General features: G+C 67.7%; 13 protein-coding genes. 3 read left to right on the plus strand and 10 right to left on the minus strand.

Annotated elements, in window-relative coordinates; all coding sequences use genetic code 11:
• Nucleotides 1–43: 43 nt before the first annotated feature.
• The 6 genes from betB to AC1PLA_RS04135 form a co-directional block, all read right to left on the minus strand.
• Nucleotides 44–1,516: a betaine-aldehyde dehydrogenase gene (gene betB / locus AC1PLA_RS04110; RefSeq protein WP_024940791.1), complete on the minus strand. Its 1,473-nt coding sequence runs from the start codon at nt 1,514–1,516 to the stop codon at nt 44–46.
• A 40-nt stretch (nt 1,517–1,556) separates the two neighbouring features.
• On the minus strand, nt 1,557–3,536 hold the full coding sequence (gene betT, locus AC1PLA_RS04115) for a choline BCCT transporter BetT (RefSeq protein ID WP_016902610.1): 1,980 nt from the start codon (nt 3,534–3,536) through the stop codon (nt 1,557–1,559).
• 136 nt (nt 3,537–3,672) lie between these two features.
• The gene (locus AC1PLA_RS04120) at nt 3,673–4,410 is read right to left on the minus strand and encodes an endonuclease/exonuclease/phosphatase family protein (protein WP_024940789.1); all 738 of its coding nucleotides are present in this window, start codon (nt 4,408–4,410) and stop codon (nt 3,673–3,675) included.
• A gap of 49 nt (nt 4,411–4,459) precedes the next feature.
• Nucleotides 4,460–5,275 carry a thiol:disulfide interchange protein DsbA/DsbL gene (locus AC1PLA_RS04125; RefSeq protein WP_016902612.1) on the minus strand — a complete coding sequence of 272 codons (816 nt, stop codon included), beginning with the start codon at nt 5,273–5,275 and terminating at the stop codon, nt 4,460–4,462.
• Between the two features lie 91 nt (nt 5,276–5,366).
• Nucleotides 5,367–6,014: a thiol:disulfide interchange protein DsbA/DsbL gene (locus AC1PLA_RS04130; RefSeq protein ID WP_481105652.1), complete on the minus strand. Its 648-nt coding sequence runs from the start codon at nt 6,012–6,014 to the stop codon at nt 5,367–5,369.
• A gap of 97 nt (nt 6,015–6,111) precedes the next feature.
• Nucleotides 6,112–6,909: a c-type cytochrome gene (locus AC1PLA_RS04135; RefSeq protein ID WP_024939455.1), complete on the minus strand. Its 798-nt coding sequence runs from the start codon at nt 6,907–6,909 to the stop codon at nt 6,112–6,114.
• 144 nt (nt 6,910–7,053) lie between these two features.
• Here AC1PLA_RS04135 and yihA point away from each other — a divergent pair, with 144 nt between their 5' ends.
• Nucleotides 7,054–7,677 carry a ribosome biogenesis GTP-binding protein YihA/YsxC gene (gene yihA / locus AC1PLA_RS04140; protein WP_024939454.1) on the plus strand — a complete coding sequence of 208 codons (624 nt, stop codon included), beginning with the start codon at nt 7,054–7,056 and terminating at the stop codon, nt 7,675–7,677.
• Between the two features lie 72 nt (nt 7,678–7,749).
• On the opposite strand, the gene AC1PLA_RS04145 is transcribed toward yihA, so the two are convergent.
• Nucleotides 7,750–8,727, minus strand: coding sequence for an MBL fold metallo-hydrolase (locus AC1PLA_RS04145; protein ID WP_039523508.1), 978 nt, complete (start codon nt 8,725–8,727; stop codon nt 7,750–7,752).
• Nucleotides 8,728–8,831: 104 nt separating this feature from the next.
• On the minus strand, nt 8,832–9,668 hold the full coding sequence (locus tag AC1PLA_RS04150) for a helix-turn-helix transcriptional regulator (protein WP_039523510.1): 837 nt from the start codon (nt 9,666–9,668) through the stop codon (nt 8,832–8,834).
• 291 nt (nt 9,669–9,959) lie between these two features.
• Here AC1PLA_RS04150 and AC1PLA_RS04155 point away from each other — a divergent pair, with 291 nt between their 5' ends.
• Entirely contained in the window at nt 9,960–11,324 is a 1,365-nt protein-coding gene (locus AC1PLA_RS04155; protein WP_481105653.1) for a glutamate--cysteine ligase, read from the plus strand.
• 135 nt (nt 11,325–11,459) lie between these two features.
• Here the strand turns inward: AC1PLA_RS04155 and AC1PLA_RS04160 are convergent, their stop codons facing one another.
• Complete coding sequence (locus AC1PLA_RS04160; RefSeq protein WP_481105654.1) at nt 11,460–12,980, minus strand: ATP-binding protein; 1,521 nt, start codon at nt 12,978–12,980, stop codon at nt 11,460–11,462.
• The gene (locus AC1PLA_RS04165) at nt 12,977–13,696 is read right to left on the minus strand and encodes a response regulator (protein WP_087962308.1); all 720 of its coding nucleotides are present in this window, start codon (nt 13,694–13,696) and stop codon (nt 12,977–12,979) included. The genes AC1PLA_RS04160 and AC1PLA_RS04165 overlap by 4 nt, the downstream gene beginning before the upstream one ends.
• Nucleotides 13,697–13,833: 137 nt before the next feature.
• Here AC1PLA_RS04165 and AC1PLA_RS04170 point away from each other — a divergent pair, with 137 nt between their 5' ends.
• Nucleotides 13,834–14,934 (plus strand): glycosyltransferase, encoded by a 1,101-nt coding sequence (locus tag AC1PLA_RS04170; protein WP_481105655.1) that lies wholly within the window; start codon nt 13,834–13,836, stop codon nt 14,932–14,934.
• Nucleotides 14,935–15,149 lie beyond the last annotated feature (215 nt).

The raw sequence follows: 15,149 nt of genomic DNA on the forward strand, positions 1-15,149 counted from the left end.
CGCCGGTATCGCCGGCGACGGCCTGCCAGGTGGCGTCGGTCGGTCAAAACACCGACGCGTAGCGTTCCAGTTCGACCTGGATGGATTTGGTGCGGGTATAGGCCTGCAGCGTGGCTAGGCCGTTTTCGCGACCCACGCCGGATTGCTTGTAGCCGCCCACCGGCATCGCTGCCGGCGACTCGCCCCAGGTGTTGATCCAGCAGATGCCCGCCTGCAGGCGATGGATCAGGCGATGCGCGCGCGCCAGATCCGGCGTCACCACACCTGCGGCCAGGCCGTAGGTGGTGGCATTGGCGCGCGCGATCGCTTCGTCTTCGTCGTCGTAGGTGAGCAGGCTCAGCACCGGGCCGAAGATCTCTTCGCGCACGATGGTCATCACGTCGGTGCAGTCGCTGAAGATGGTCGGTGCGACATAGCAACCTTGTGCCAGCGCGCCATCGCGCAGACGTTCGCCCCCGCACAGCAGGCGCGCCCCCTCGGCCTTGCCCTGTTCGATGTAGTCCAGCACGCGCTGCATGTGCGCGGCGCTGACCAGCGGGCCGAAGGTGGTGCGCGCGTCCAGCGGGTCGCCGATGTGGATGCGTTGCACGCGTGCCAGCAGCCGCGCCTCGAAGGCGTTGCGCAGCGCGCGCGGCACGAACACGCGCGTGCCGTTGGTGCAGACCTGCCCGGAGCTGTAGAAGTTGGCCATCATCGCGATGTCGGCGGCCAGATCCAGGTCGGCGTCGGCGCAGACGATCAGGGGCGACTTGCCGCCCAGTTCCATGGTCACGTCTTTCAGCGACGAACTCGAGGCACTGGCCATCACCTTGCGCCCGGTTGCGGTGCCGCCGGTGAAGCTGATCTTTTCAATCTGCGGGTGTTCGGTGAGCGCGGTGCCCACGCTGGCGCCGTCGCCGGGCAGCACGTTGAACACGCCATCGGGCAGACCGGCCTCGGTGAAGAGTTCGGCCAGCTTGAGTGCGGTCAGCGGTGTCACTTCGCTGGGCTTGAAGATCATTGCGTTGCCGGCTGCCAACGCGGGCGCGGCCTTCCACAGCGCGATCTGGATCGGGTAATTCCATGCGCCGATCGCGCCGACCACGCCGAGCGGCTCGTGCCGTGTGTAGAAGAAGCTGCCTTCGCGCAGCGGCACCTGTGCGCCCTGCAGCGCCTGCGCCACGCCAGCGTAGTACTCCAGCACGTCCGCGCCGGTGACGATGTCCACGCTGCGGGTTTCGCTCAGCGGCTTGCCGGTGTTGAGCGTTTCCAGCTCGGCCAGCGCGTCGTTGCGCTCGCGCAGCAGCGCCACCGCACGCAGCAGGATGCGCGAGCGTTCCACCGCGGTCAGTGCCGCCCATTGCTGCTGGCCGGCCGTGGCGCTGTCGACCGCGGCATCCAGGTCGTCGGCACCGGCGTTGTGCACATTGGCCAGCACCTCGCCGGTGGCGGGGTTGACCACCTCGAAGGTGTGGCCGCCGCGGGCGGGAACATAACGGCCGCCGATATACAGCAACTGGTCGGGAAAACGTGGCATGACAAACCTCCTGTGGGGCGCACGCGGCAGCGGCGGCACCTCAGCGAGTGAGATGCAGGAACTGCAGGTGACGCTCGTATTGATCGATGATGTCGTTGATGATCTGCTCGCGGCTGTAACCGACCAGGTCGTAATCCTGGCTGCCTTCGTACAGATACACTTCGGCGCGGTAATAGCGTTGGTTGCGCAGGCGTTGCGCGGCGAAAGAAGGCGTCAGGTAGCCGCGCATCACCACCTGGTAGCGGAAGCCCTGCTGCTCGCCGTGGTCGACGCTGATTTCCATGTCGTCGTCGTCCAGCCGGCTGCTGACCTGCCAGCCTTCTTCCTGCAGCTGCGCGGTGACCGCTTCAATCGCCGGGCGCACCTGGTCGTGCATGAAGCGATAGACCTCATCGCGCGCCGGGAAATGCATCGCCTGGCCCAGGCGCTGACGCCAGCCGCGGTGATGCCGCGATTGCCCGATCAGCGGGCTGGGGCTGTAGAGCTGCGCACGCTTGCGTTGCGATTCTTCGCTGAGCGCGCGCGACAAGCCCCAGGCCATCAGCAGCAACACCGCAGAGAACGGCAGCGAGGCCAGCACCACGGCCGATTTCAATGCGTCCATGCTGCCGGCCAGCAACAGGCCGCCGGTCACCACCGCGGTGAGCACGCCCCAGAACACGCGCAACCAGCGCGGGCCATCGTCGTGCGGCTCGCCGCCGTGCGAGGACAGCGTGGACAGCACCACCGTGCCGGAATCGGCAGAGGTCACGAAGAACACGAAGCTGATCGCCACCGTCACCGTGATCACCGTGCGGCTCCATGGATAACTCTGCAACAGCGAATACAGCACCGTCTGCGGCGCATCGATGGCCTGTTGCGCCAGCGCGCCCTGGCCGTGATGCAGCAACTGGTCCAGCGCGCTGTTGCCGAAGATCGACAGCCAGGCCAGGGTGAAACCGAGCGGTATCAGCAACACGCCGAGCACGAACTCGCGAATGGTGCGGCCGCGCGAAATACGCGCGATGAACAGGCCCACGAATGGCGCCCAGCCGATCCACCACGCCCAGTAGAACACCGTCCAGTTGCCGAGCCAGTCGCTGCGGCCGCCGTAGGCGTACACATCGAAACTCTTGTTGACCACACTGCCCAGGTAGTCGCCCAGGTTCTGGATCAGCGCGTTGAGCAGATACTGCGTGGGGCCGGCGAACAGCATGAACAGCAGCAGCGCGATCGCCAGCAGCATGTTGATGTCCGACATCCAGCGCACGCCTTTCTCGACGCCGGACACCGCCACCACGATTGCCGCGCCCATCATCGCCACGATCAGCGCGACCTGCACCCAATGGGTGTGCGGCACATCCATCAAGGTACTCAGGCCGGCGTTGAGATGCAGCACGCCAAAGCCCATGTCCGCGCCCAGGCCGAACACGGTGGCCACGATGCCCAGCGCATCCACGGTATAGCCGATCGGCCCGTTGATGCGCTTGCCGATCAGCGGATACAGCGCCGAGCGCAGGGCCAGCGGCAGGTTGTGGCGAAATGCGAAATACGCCAGCGCCATCGCTGCCAGCGCGAACACGCCCCAGCCATGCAGTCCCCAATGCAGGAACAGCAACTGCATCGCCTGACGTGCAGAGGCTTCACCGCTGCCGGTGCCGCCTTGCGGCGGTTGCAGGTAATGGGTGAGCGGTTCGGAGACGCAGAAGAAGAACAGCGTGATGCTGATGCCTGCGGCGAACAACATGCCGGCCCAGGACAGATAGCTGAATTCCGGCTCGTCGTGATCGGCGCCGAGCTTGATGTTGCCGTAGCTGGACAAGGCCACGCCAAGCACGAACACCAGATACACCGTCATCGCCAGCAGGTAGTACCAGCCGACATTGCGCGAGGCCCAGGTCTGTGCGTCCAGCAGCACGCGGCCCGCTTCAAGCGGAAACAACGACACCAACAACGCAAACGTACACACCACCGTGGCCGCCAGCACGAACACCGGGCGCAGGGTGCGCACCGGCAACAGCTGCGGCTCAACCGCACTCATGCCGACACACTCATATGACGCGTATCACGTGCTGTGCTCCCAACGAAAAACCGCCTGCGTTATCGCACAGACGGTGTCGAGGGGGTGTCATCGGTCGAGTCCGCCAGTGCGAACCCGTAGTCACTTTGCGGGGTGGCTAGCGCAGCAGCTGCAGCGGCACGCGGATATCCATGCCCACCGCAAGATGGTCGGAGAACGCTGCGGGAATCGCTTCAATATGCTCGATGGTGAGGCTGTCGCTGACCAGGATATGGTCGATCGCCCGGTCCGGACGCCAGCTCGGAAACGTATGCACTTCGCAGCTCGGCGGCTGCAGCCGTGTGTGCCGGTACAGCGCCTGCATTTCCGGCCGGTCGGCCATGCAGTTGAAATCGCCCATCAACATCGCGTTGGGATGCTCGGACAACAACTCGGCGATGAAGGCCAGCTGCGCCATGCGCGAATTGGCGCCCAGCGACAGATGCGCCACTGCCACCGCCAGGCCTTCGCGACCCTGCCCGAACTTGGCCAGCAGGATGCCGCGCCCGCCGATCCGGCCGGGCAGGGCGTGGTCCTGCACTTCCAGCGGTTCCAGCTTGCTGAGCAGGCCATTGGCGCTGGAGGCGACCCCGCCCATGCGGCGGTTGGGCTGGTGGCTCCAGTAATGGAAGCCGGCGCGCTCGGCCAGATAGTGGGTCTGGTTGGTAAAACCCGAGCGCAGGCTGCCCGGGTCGGCCTCCTGCAGGCCGACGATGTCGCGCTCGCCGGCCAGCTTGGCAATGCTGTCCAGACTGGTGCGCTTGCTGCCCAGCGGCAACGCATGCGACCAGCTGCGCGTGACGTAATCGCTGTAACGGCGGGTGCTGGAGCCGGCCTGGATATTGGCCGTCAGCACCCGCAGGGTGCGCGAATCCGAAGCGTTCACAGGGCGGCGATCGACAGAGTCACTTGGCCAGCGTGGCGCGTTCGCGCGCAATCAGGTGATCGGCGATGCGCAGCATGTCCGGAAAGCTCTGGCCCTTGACCAGGTACTTGCCGTTGACGATCAGCGACGGGGTGCCGGTGAGCTTGCTGCGGGTGGCGAACTGCTTGGCGCGGTTGGTCTTGGCCGACACGCCGAAGCTGCTCATGGTGTCGATGAAGGTCTTCTGATCCACGCCGTACTTGGCGTAGAACGCGGCGATGTCCTGCACCGAATCCTTGCCGCGCTCACCCTTGAGGGTCTGCTCGGTGTGGATGGCCTTGTACAGCGCTTCGTGGGTCTTTTCCTGGACGCCCAGGGTTTCGGCGGCGTAGAACGCACGGCCGTAGTCGTCCCACGGGCCGCCGAACATCGCCGGCACGTAGACGAAGTGCACGTCCGACGGCAGGCCGGCCTTCCACGGCCCGATCAGCGGCTGGAATGCGTTGCAGGCGGGGCAGACATAGCCGAAGACCTCGGCCACTTCGATCTTGCCGGCGGCCTGCTGGTACGGCTGGCCGCCTTCGATATCCAGATAGTCGGTGCCGGCGACCGGCTCGGGGCCGTTCGGCGCGCGCGGTGCGGCGCTGGGGGCGGCGGCTGGCGGGGTGCTGGCGCTCTCGCCAACTGCAGGCGGTGCGGCGGGGTCGGCGGCCGGCGTGGCAGCGGCCGGAGCAGGCGCCGTTTCGGCAGCCGGCGTGGTGGCGGCAGGTGCGGTATCGGACGAGCCGTCCTGGGCCTTGCAGGCGACCAGGATCGGCAGCAGCGCCATCAGCGTCAGGGCGAAGCGGGTCTTCATCGGATTGGATCTCCAGCGTGGGGCGAGGAAAGGGCCGGACGGCCGCGGGGCGCATGATGCCACGGGCGGCCGTCGGTGGCGGTTACGCGGTTCAGCGCTTGGCAGGCGCAGCGTGTTCGCGGGCGATCAGGTAGTCGGCCACGCGCAGCATGTCCGGGTAGTTGCGCGCGCCGATCAGATAGCGCCCGTTGACGATGATCGCCGGGGTGCCGGGCAGCTTGCTGCGCTTGGCGAACTCGCGCGCGGCATCGAGCCTGGCGTCGACCGCCTGGCTCTTGTAGGTCTCGATGAAGCGCTGCTGCGGCACGCCGTAGCCGGCGTAGAAGGCGGCCAGTTCCTCCGGGGCGACGTTCTGGGTCGGCACGGTCTGCTTCTCGTGGATCGCCTCGAACATGGCGCGATGGCTGCGCTTGGCCACGCCCAGGATGTCGGCGGCGAAGTAGGCACGCGCGAAGGCATCCCAGAACCCGCCGAAGGCCGCCGGCACCGGGGTGAAGCGCACATACGACGGCTGCTTGGCCACCCAGGCCTCCAGGGTTGGCTCGAAGTGCGCGCAGTGCGGGCAGGTGTAGCCGAACACCTCGACCACTTCCACCTTGCCGGCCAGCGGCGCGTACGGCTGGCCGTCGTCGATGACGATGTAGTCGTCGCCTTCGACCGGCGGGGCGTTCTTGTCGGCGGCACAGGCCGCCAGCGGCATCAACAGCAACAGCAGGGACAGGCGGGAAAGCAGATTCATGCAGGCTCCGTGGGAGTGGGAAGGGGGAGGGCGGGAAACGACGACGCCGGTCGCGGGACCGGCGTCGTGACACGCTGTGGCGGTTGCGGCGGTCAGCTCATGAGCGGGCGGGCGTTGCTGCGGGCAGTTGCGCGGCGGCGGCATCGTCGGCGCGATCGTGCAGACCCTGCAGATAGCTGGCCAGCGCCTGGATCTCCTGCTCGGTCAGCGGGTGCGCCACCTGCGCCATGATATTGAACAGCGCCGGGTTGCGCTCCTGGGTGGTGCCGGCCTGGTATTCCTTCAGGCGCCGCGCCACGTACTCGGCATGCTGCCCGCCCAGGCGCGGATACGCCGGGCCGGGATTGCCGCTGCCGGACGGGCCATGGCAGGCCATGCAGGCCGGCACGCCGCGCGCGACATCGCCGCTGCGATAGAGCTTCTCGCCGACTTGGTAGAACTTCAGGCCCTGGTACGGCCCCTCGTTGACCACCGCATCGTCGGCCACCCCGGCAGCGGCTTTCTGCGTGGCGAAGTAGGCGCCCAGGTCGCGCATGTCCTGCGCGGTGAGGTCCTTGACGAACGGCACCATCACCGCCGACATGCCGGTATTGCGCTCGCCGCTGGCGATCAAGGCGACCTGGTGCGCCACGTAGCGCTCGGTCTGGCCGGCGATGCGCGGGTACATGGCCACCGCCGGATTGCCGTCCGGGCCATGGCAGGCCGCGCAGGCGGCGGCCTTGGTCTGGCCGGCCTTGGCATCGCCCCAGGTGGTCTTGGACAGGTCCACCTCTAGCGGGGCAATGCGCACCGGCGGCGGATCGGGGATCGGCGTAACCGCCGACTGCGCAAACGCCACGGCGGCGATGACCGGCACGGCGAGGGCGGCGAGGACTAGCACACGAGCATGGCGCATCAGCTAAAGCTCCGTATGGACCCGGCCCGCGCGCGTTGGGTGCTGGCTGTGGCAGGCGTGCTTCGATTATCGACACGCCTTTGCGCCAGGGTCAACGAACAGTGCAGCAAAACCGTCAGGCCCCGAACGTGCGATCCTAGGGAGATGTCGCTCCTTATCGAACAAGCCCGCTACCACCTGTCCGCCCACAACGCCCGGCAATTGCCCGACGATGGCGGCTACGAGGTCGCCTTCGCCGGCCGCTCCAACGCCGGAAAATCCAGCGCGCTCAACGCGCTGACCCGCCAGAACGCACTGGCGCGGGTGTCCAAGACCCCCGGCCGCACCCAGCAGCTGGTGTTCTTCCAGATTCAGCCCGAGCGCTATCTGGTGGATCTGCCCGGTTACGGCTACGCCAAGGTGCCGCAGGACCTGCAGGCGCACTGGCAGGCCTTCATCGACCGCTATTTCCGCACCCGCGAAGCCTTGCGCGGGCTGGTGGTGGTCATGGATATCCGCCATCCGCTCAAGGATTACGACCTGCAGATGCTCGGCTATGCGGCCGAGCGCGGCTTGCCCGCGCACGGTTTGCTGACCAAGGCCGACAAGCTCGGCCGTGGCCAGCAGATGCAGACCCTGCAGAAGGTCAAGAAGGAAGTGACCTCGCGCTTCGGCGACAGCGTGACCGTGCAGACCTACTCCGGCGAGTCGCGCCAGGGCGTGGACGAGTTGCGCGGCATCGTCGGCGGCTGGCTGGGTCTGGACGTCGCGGCGCCTGCCGCGGAGTGAGCCGGGGCGGGCCTGGCGCATGACGCCTGGCCTTCAGACCAGCAGGACGGCGAGCCAGGGCTCGCCGTTTTTTCATTGCGGCACCGCGCCGAATTCGGTCGGCACCCAGGCGAACGCCTTGCCCTCGCGGCGTACATGACCCAGGCCCGGGAACGGCAGATGCGCGCCGGCCACCCACCAGCGGCCGTCGGCGGCCTGCGCCAGCAGACGACGCCGTGAGGCGATCGCCTTGCTGCGGTCGCTGTCGGCCTCGAACGAGGCGTCCGGCCGGGCAAACTGCACCGCGTGGTAATGCAGCACGTCGCCCCACACCAGCACGGTGTTGCCGGTGCCGCCGTCGAAGCGATAGGAGACGTGGCCGGGCGTGTGGCCCTGGCTGTCCAGCGCGGTGATGCCGGCCGGCAATGCGCTGATGCCGGGCTGGAAGCGGCGCAGCCGACCCTGGGCCTGGTACGGCGCCACCGCCGCGCGTGCCAGCGGGAAGGCGAACTGCAGCGTCGGCGCGGCACCGGCCTCCGAGGCCGGGTCCAGCCAGTACGCGGCATCGGCATCGGACAGCCACACCGTGGCATTGGGAAAGGCCGGCCTGCCCTGCGCATCGAGCAGGCCGCACAGGTGGTCCGGATGCGCATGGGTGAGCAGCACATCGTCGACCTGGGCGGGGTCGTAACCGGCGGCGCGCAGGTTGCTCAGCACCTGACCCAGGCCGGGCCCCAGGCACTGCGCGGTGCCGGTATCGACCAGGCTGAGGTGGCGGCCGTCCTGGATCAGATAGGCGTTGACTGCCGTCTGCAGCCCCTTGCCGTCTTCGGGCACGTAACCCTGCGCGAGCAGGCGGTCGCGCTCTGCCGGGGCCACGTTGGACAGCTGTTGCCGCGTCAACGCCACGCTGCCGTCGAACAAGGCGGTGACGCGCAGCGTGCCGATGCGCTGCAGGTAGAAGCCGGGGACCTGTGCGTGGGTGGATGCGGGCGCAGCGGCGTGCGCCAGCGTGGCGCTTGCGGCGAGCAACAGCGGCGCCAGCGGACGCAGGGCGGAAAAAACAGACATGAGCAACTCCAGGACAGGCGGCAAGCGCCGCGGTGTCGCCATGCTGGCCGTGGCGACCTGCGCGGTTCGCTCATTGCGCTGCGCGAAGCGCTCGCGTCGGCGATCTAGCGGCTATTGCCGATGCTGGCCGGATCCAGCCCGTAGCGCTGCTGAAAGCGCTGACTGAAGCTGCGGGTAGAGCGATAGCCGGCCCGCGCGGCCACGGTCTTGAGCGGCCAGCGTGTGCTGTAGAGCAAGGCCATGGCGTGCGCCAGCCGCGCGTCGGTGATCAGTTCGCGCAGCGAGCGGTGTTCGGCAGCCAGATGCCGGCGCAAGGTGGCGCCGCTGATGCCCAGGCTGTCTTCGATATCGCGCGAGCGCCACGCCCGCTGCGGTTGCGCGGTGATCAGCGTACGCACCTGCTCGGCAACGCTTGGCGCCGGCGGCAGCAGCAGGCCGCCGTGGCCGCGGCGGCAGAGGGTGACGACCAGTGCGGCCAGCGCCAGGCGTGCTTCGGTATACAGGCCGTGCTGCAGCGCATCGCGCCACTGCCGCAGTGTCAGCGCGAAATCGATCGCCGGCAGTTGTGCGATGTCGGCGCCGGCCCCGGGCAGCGGCTCGTTCCACAATGCGCGTGCAGCGGCCAGCGCCTCTTCGCACAGCGGGACCACCACGCTCAGGTAGAGCCCGGTCTGCGGGTCGGGCGTGTTGATCACATCGATCCGGCAACGGCGCGTCACCAGGAACAGGTCGCCCGGCACGAACTGCAGCGATTGGGTCGCGCTGCGCACCTGCTTGCGGCCCTGCAGCACCATCGCGAACTGCGCCTGGGTCAGATCCACCGAGCGCGCCCCGTGTTCGCGCCGCGCACTCACGCAGGCAAACCCTTCGGCGCGCTCGCAATGCAGCAGGCTGGCCATCTGCGCGAGCAGGGCGTCGGTGGGTGTGGGCGCAACGGTCATGGCCGGGCGATGCTACAGGATCGCGGCTGCGCGGCTGCGGACGATCAGACGCCGTGCATCCGCGCGTGCGGGAATTAGCAGGGGTCCAGTTTCAGCCTGGACGGTTGCGGCCTGCGGCGCCTCCGTCACGCCCGGCCTCGGCTACCGCGGCCACGCCGTGCGCATGGATGGAAATGTCAGACCCGGCCGATGGCAGCAATTCTTTCCATGCCCTGCGGTTATAGTGCGGGCCTTGCGGTGGCTGGGGAGGACCCCCACATCGTTCCCCTAAATTTTCCTGCGAGCCTGCCCTTGTCGAGTCCCAGCCACGTTGCCGAAACGCCGATCACCGAACGCGCGGAGCTGGTCCAGGTGCTGGCCTCCGGCGAGAAGCCCAGCGCTGACTGGCGGATCGGCACCGAGCACGAAAAGTTCGGCTTCCAGCTCGACGACCTGCGCGCGCCCACGTTCGAAGGCGAGCGCGGCATCCAGGCGCTGCTGACCGGGTTGACCCGCTTCGGCTGGGAGCCGGTGCAGGAAAACGGCCACACCATCGCGCTGCTGCGCGATGGCGCCTCGGTGACGCTGGAGCCGGCCGGCCAGTTGGAACTGTCGGGTGCGGCAGTGGAAACCCTGCATCACACCTGCGTGGAAACCGGCACCCATCTGGACGAAGTGGCGCAGGTGGCCGGTGAGTTGCAGTTGGGGTTCCTGGGCATGGGCTTCCAGCCCAAGTGGCGCCGCGATGAAATGCCGTGGATGCCCAAGGGCCGCTACCAGATCATGAAGAACTACATGCCCAAGGTCGGCTCGCTCGGCCTGGACATGATGACCCGCACCTGCACGGTGCAGGTCAACCTGGATTACGCCACCGAAGCGGACATGGTGAAGAAGTTCCGCGTGTCGCTGGCGTTGCAGCCGATCGCCACCGCATTGTTCGCCGATTCGCCGTTCACCGAAGGCAAGCCGAACGGCTACCTGAGCTACCGCTCGCACATCTGGACCGATACCGACGCCGACCGCACCGGCATGCTGGACTTCGTGTTCGAGGACGGCTTCGGCTACGAGCGCTATGTCGATTACCTGCTCGATGTGCCGATGTATTTCTCCTACCGCGACGGCGTCTACGTCGATGCCAGTGGGCAGAGCTTCCGCGACTTTATGCAGGGCAAGTTGCCGGCACTGCCGGGCGCGCTGCCGACGCTGCGCGACTGGTCGGACCACATGACCACCGCGTTCCCGGAAGTGCGCCTGAAGAAGTATCTGGAAATGCGCGGCGCCGACGCCGGCCCGTGGGACCGCCTGTGCGCGCTGTCGGCGTTCTGGGTCGGGCTGCTGTACGACGACACCGCGCTGGATGCGGCCTGGGATCTGGTCAAGGATTTCAGCACCACCGAGCGCCACGCGCTGCGTGACGGCGTGCCCAAGCATGCGCTCGGCCTGCCGTTCCGCAATGGCACGGTGCGCGACTTGGCGGTGGAAGCGGTCAAGATCGCCCGCGAGGGCCTGCGTCGGCGTGCGCGCCTGAACGCCGATGGTCAGGACGAAACCGGCTTTGTGGACGTGATCGCCGAGATCGCCGAGAGCGGTGTCACCGCGGCCGAGCGCAAGCTGGCGCTGTATCACGGCGTATGGAATGGCGACATCGATCGCGTGTTCCGCGAGTTTGCGTACTGAGCGCTTGCTGATCGCAGCAGTGATCGCGCGCGGCTGATCGATCGCGCGGAGCGTTACCTGCCGGCGTGAACTCTCGGGTGCGCGCCGGCCTGCACCGCCGAGCCCGCGTGCGAGAGAACGCGCCCTAGCCCAGCCCTAGCGCCGCTCCGGCATGCACGGCAGGCGCACCGTCACCCGCAGGCCGCCACCTGCTGCACGGTTGTCCAGGCGCAGGTCGCCGCCGTGCGCGAGCACGATGCTGTGCGCCACCGACAAGCCCAACCCGATGCCGCCGGTGTCGCGATTGCGCGAGGACTCGCCACGCACGAACGGCAGCAGCAGCTGTTCGCGCTGGGTCGGGTCGATGCCGGGGCCGTCGTCGTCGATCCACAGCACACCGTCTTCGCCGTCGCGCTGCAGTTGCAGGCGCGCGCGCTTGCCGTATTTCAGCGCGTTCTCCAGCAGGTTCATCACTGCGCGCCGCAAGGCCAGCGGATCGCCATCCAGGGTGATCGCCGGGCCGGGCAGCAGTTCGGCATCGGCGCCGATGTCGGTGGCGTTGTCGACCACGCTTTCCACCAGCAGGCGCAGATCCAGCGGCGCGCGTTTGCCGCGGTGGCGATCGTTCTGGATGAAATCCAGCGCGGCGGAAATCATCGCCTTCATCTCGTCGATGTCGGCCAGCGCCTTGTCGCGCAATGGCGGCTGCAGGCCGTCCAGGCGGAACGACAGGCGCGCCAGCGGCGTGCGCAGGTCGTGCGCGATCGCCGCCACCATGTGGGTGCGTTCGTTGATCAGGCGGTTCAGGCGGGCCTGCATCGCATTAAATGAATCGGCCGCGCGCACGATCTCCGGCGGGCCGCTGCGTTGCAGTGCCGCAGCATCCGGGTTGCGGCCCAGCCGGTCGGCGGCTTCGGCAAAGCGCTTGATCGGCGCCGACAGCGCGCGAGAGAACCACCACGCCAGCGGCACGTTGGCCAGCAGGCCGGCCAGGAACAGCAGCACCACATGGGTCTTGAACTCGGCCGACAGCCGCCGCGGTGGCGATTCGACCGTGCGCCAGCGGCCATCGGGCTGCTGTAGCGCGGCGGTGAAGCCGTCCAGCAAGGGCACGCCCGGGGTCAGGCGCTCGCTTTCCCAGGCGCCGGGGGTATCGTCCGGACGCAGCCCATTGCCGAACGGCGGGGCACCGGGGGGGCGATCGCGCGGCCAGTCGCCTGGCGCCGGCGGCGAACGCTGCAAGGCCTCGTGGCGATCGCCGGCGTGACCGGCATCGCCATCGGCCCCGAATGCCTGCGGTTGGCCGGGCATGCGCGGCGGTGGAGACATGCCGATGCGCGGGCCCTGGCGATCGTCGGCGCTGCGGTAGAAGCGCACGCGCTGCTCGGGGACATCCAGCCAATGGGCCAGCAGCATTTCGGCAAACCCGTCGCGCACCTGGCCTGCCGGCGGCAGCGGGGCCTGGGCCGATTCGTGCACCGTCAGGGTCTGGGTGCCGGCCGGCATGCGCGTGGACAGTAGTGCCACCACTTCCGGCGGATGCACCGGCGGCTCGTAGACCGGGGTGCGCATCACCAGCAGGGCGATGCCGACCGCCTGGGCGGTGAGCAGTGCCACCGCCAGCAGCACGAAGGTACGGGCAAAGATCGACAGCCCGCGACGTGCCGGTTTGCTCACAGACGCGAAACGCCCGGCAGCAGCATGTAGCCCTCGTTGCGCACGGTGCGGATCAACTCGGTATGCACGCGCTCGTTGATCTTGCGGCGCAGGCGGCTGATCTGGCTGTCGATGGCGCGGTCGTAGACGTCGGTGTCGCGGCCACGGGCGTAGTCCAGCAACTGGTCGCGGCTGAGCACCCGCTGCGGATGCTCGACGAAGGTACGCAGCAGCGCGAACTCGCCGTCGGACAGGTTGATGAAGATGCCGGTGGGGTCGCGCAAGTCGCGACGGACAACGTCCAGCCGCCAGCCGGCGAACTCGTAGACATTGCCGCGGTGGTCGGCCTGCTCGCTGCTGGCCTGGCTGCGGCGCAGCAGGGCGCGTACCCGCGCCAGCAGTTCGCGCGGATTGCAGGGTTTGGCCAGGTAATCGTCGGCGCCCACTTCCAGACCGATGATGCGGTCGGTGTCGTTGCCCAGCGCGCTGAGCATGATGACCGCAGGTGAACCGCGCTCGCTGGCCAGCGCCCGTGCTGCGCTCAGGCCGTCTTCTCCAGGCATCATCACGTCGAGTACGATGAGGTCCGGGCGGCGCTGGGCGATGCTCTTGCGCATCTCCGCCACGTTTTCGGCAACGTCCACCTGGTAGCCGTGGGCGCTGAGGAACTCGCCGATCAGCTTGCGCAGGTCCGGGTCGTCGTCGACCACAAGAACGCAGGGTTGTTGCATGTCCATGGAGATCATCGTCGGTGGCGCGGCACTTGGCCCGCGCAGGGTGGTGGCTACCGGATACATGGTGCTCGCAGTTGCAGGGCTGGAGCACGCATCATAATGATTGAATTTGTCAACCTTTGGCACACGTGTGACGCAACATGACAGAACGGGACATCGCGCAGGAAACCGGGCCATCGACACTGTGCCGCAGCAATGGCGAGTGTACGCATGACAAGGCGTTTCCGATGATGCGGGTGATCAGCCGCGACAACGGCGTGGGCCTGACCCGGGACATGGTGCTGATGGCGCAGACGCTGCGTGCCGGCGGCATACCGGTGCAGGAAGTGGGCTTCACCAGTCAGCGGCTGCACGACACCGCACGCGAAGCCCGTCTGTGGGCCAGTCGCGCGCTGTTCGGGCGGGTGCCGGTGCAGATCTTTTCCGAGCGCGTGTATGCGCGCTGCCTGCCGCTGGGCCAGACCAACCTGCTGGTGCCCAATCCGGAGTGGTTGCTGCCCAAGTGGCTGCCGCGGCTGCCGCAGTTCGACGCGGTGCTGTGCAAGACCCATCACGCGGAGCGGATTTTCCGCAGTCTGGGCTGCACCACGCGGTTCATCGGCTTCACCAGCCCGGATCGCCACGACGCACAGGTCGTGCGTCAGCGTGCGTTCTTCCATCTGGCCGGGCGCAGCACCGCCAAGGGCACCCGCGTGCTGCTGGAGACCTGGCAGCGGCATCCGGAATGGCCGCTGCTGACGGTGGTGCAGAACCCACGCACGGCCGGCAAGCCGGTGGTGGCGCCGAACATCGACCACCGCGTCCGTTATCTCGACGACGCCGAACTGCGCCGCCTGCAGAACGCGCACCTGTTCCATCTGTGCCCATCCGAGGCTGAAGGCTTCGGGCATTACCTGATGGAAGCGCTGAGCGTGGGCGCGGTGACCCTGGCCACCGACGGTGAGCCGATGAACGAACTGGTCAGGCCCGAGCACGGGCTGCTGATTCCGGTGGCCGAGGTGCGCCAGCGGCGTCTGGCGTCGTATTACTACGTGGATGCGGCGGGCATTGCGCAGGCGGTGGAAACCGCGCTGGCCTTGCCGCAGGCGCAGCTGGATCAGCTGTCGGCCAACGCGCGGGCGTTCTACCAGGCCAACGATGCCGCATTCGCCGCGCGCTTTCGCAATGCGGTGCTGGCGTCGTTGCCCGCAGACGCGGCGGACGTCACTGTAGATGTGGCACCGGCGGTCGTCGAGAACTGATGCCTTAATCCGGCTTGAGGCTTTCCCGCGGTCGACGTGTATCGCGTGCAGCACCGCATGCTTGCTTGGGTCCCAGGTCTTGCACGCTGCATGACGGTGCACGCCAGCGATCGGCGCGCAGCGGCAAATGCACGACATATCACGATGCAACGCTCTCCCTGACCAAGCGGGTATAGCCCGCCACTGCCATGTGCGTGCAGTACGCGCATGCGCCA

Source organism: Xanthomonas sp. NCPPB 1826 (assembly GCF_056725285.1).

Excerpts from the sequence above, each read along its gene's own strand:
- betB (WP_024940791.1), bottom strand. The coding sequence starts at position 1,516 with ATGCCACGTTTTCCCGACCAGTTGCTGTATATCGGCGGCCGTTATGTT.
- betT (WP_016902610.1), bottom strand. The coding sequence starts at position 3,536 with ATGAGTGCGGTTGAGCCGCAGCTGTTGCCGGTGCGCACCCTGCGCCCG.
- AC1PLA_RS04125 (WP_016902612.1), bottom strand. The coding sequence starts at position 5,275 with ATGAAGACCCGCTTCGCCCTGACGCTGATGGCGCTGCTGCCGATCCTG.
- AC1PLA_RS04130 (WP_481105652.1), bottom strand. The coding sequence starts at position 6,014 with ATGAATCTGCTTTCCCGCCTGTCCCTGCTGTTGCTGTTGATGCCGCTG.
- AC1PLA_RS04135 (WP_024939455.1), bottom strand. The coding sequence starts at position 6,909 with ATGCGCCATGCTCGTGTGCTAGTCCTCGCCGCCCTCGCCGTGCCGGTC.
- yihA (WP_024939454.1), top strand. The coding sequence starts at position 7,054 with ATGTCGCTCCTTATCGAACAAGCCCGCTACCACCTGTCCGCCCACAAC.
- AC1PLA_RS04145 (WP_039523508.1), bottom strand. The coding sequence starts at position 8,727 with ATGTCTGTTTTTTCCGCCCTGCGTCCGCTGGCGCCGCTGTTGCTCGCC.
- AC1PLA_RS04150 (WP_039523510.1), bottom strand. The coding sequence starts at position 9,668 with ATGACCGTTGCGCCCACACCCACCGACGCCCTGCTCGCGCAGATGGCC.
- AC1PLA_RS04165 (WP_087962308.1), bottom strand. The coding sequence starts at position 13,696 with ATGGACATGCAACAACCCTGCGTTCTTGTGGTCGACGACGACCCGGAC.
- AC1PLA_RS04170 (WP_481105655.1), top strand. The coding sequence starts at position 13,834 with ATGACAGAACGGGACATCGCGCAGGAAACCGGGCCATCGACACTGTGC.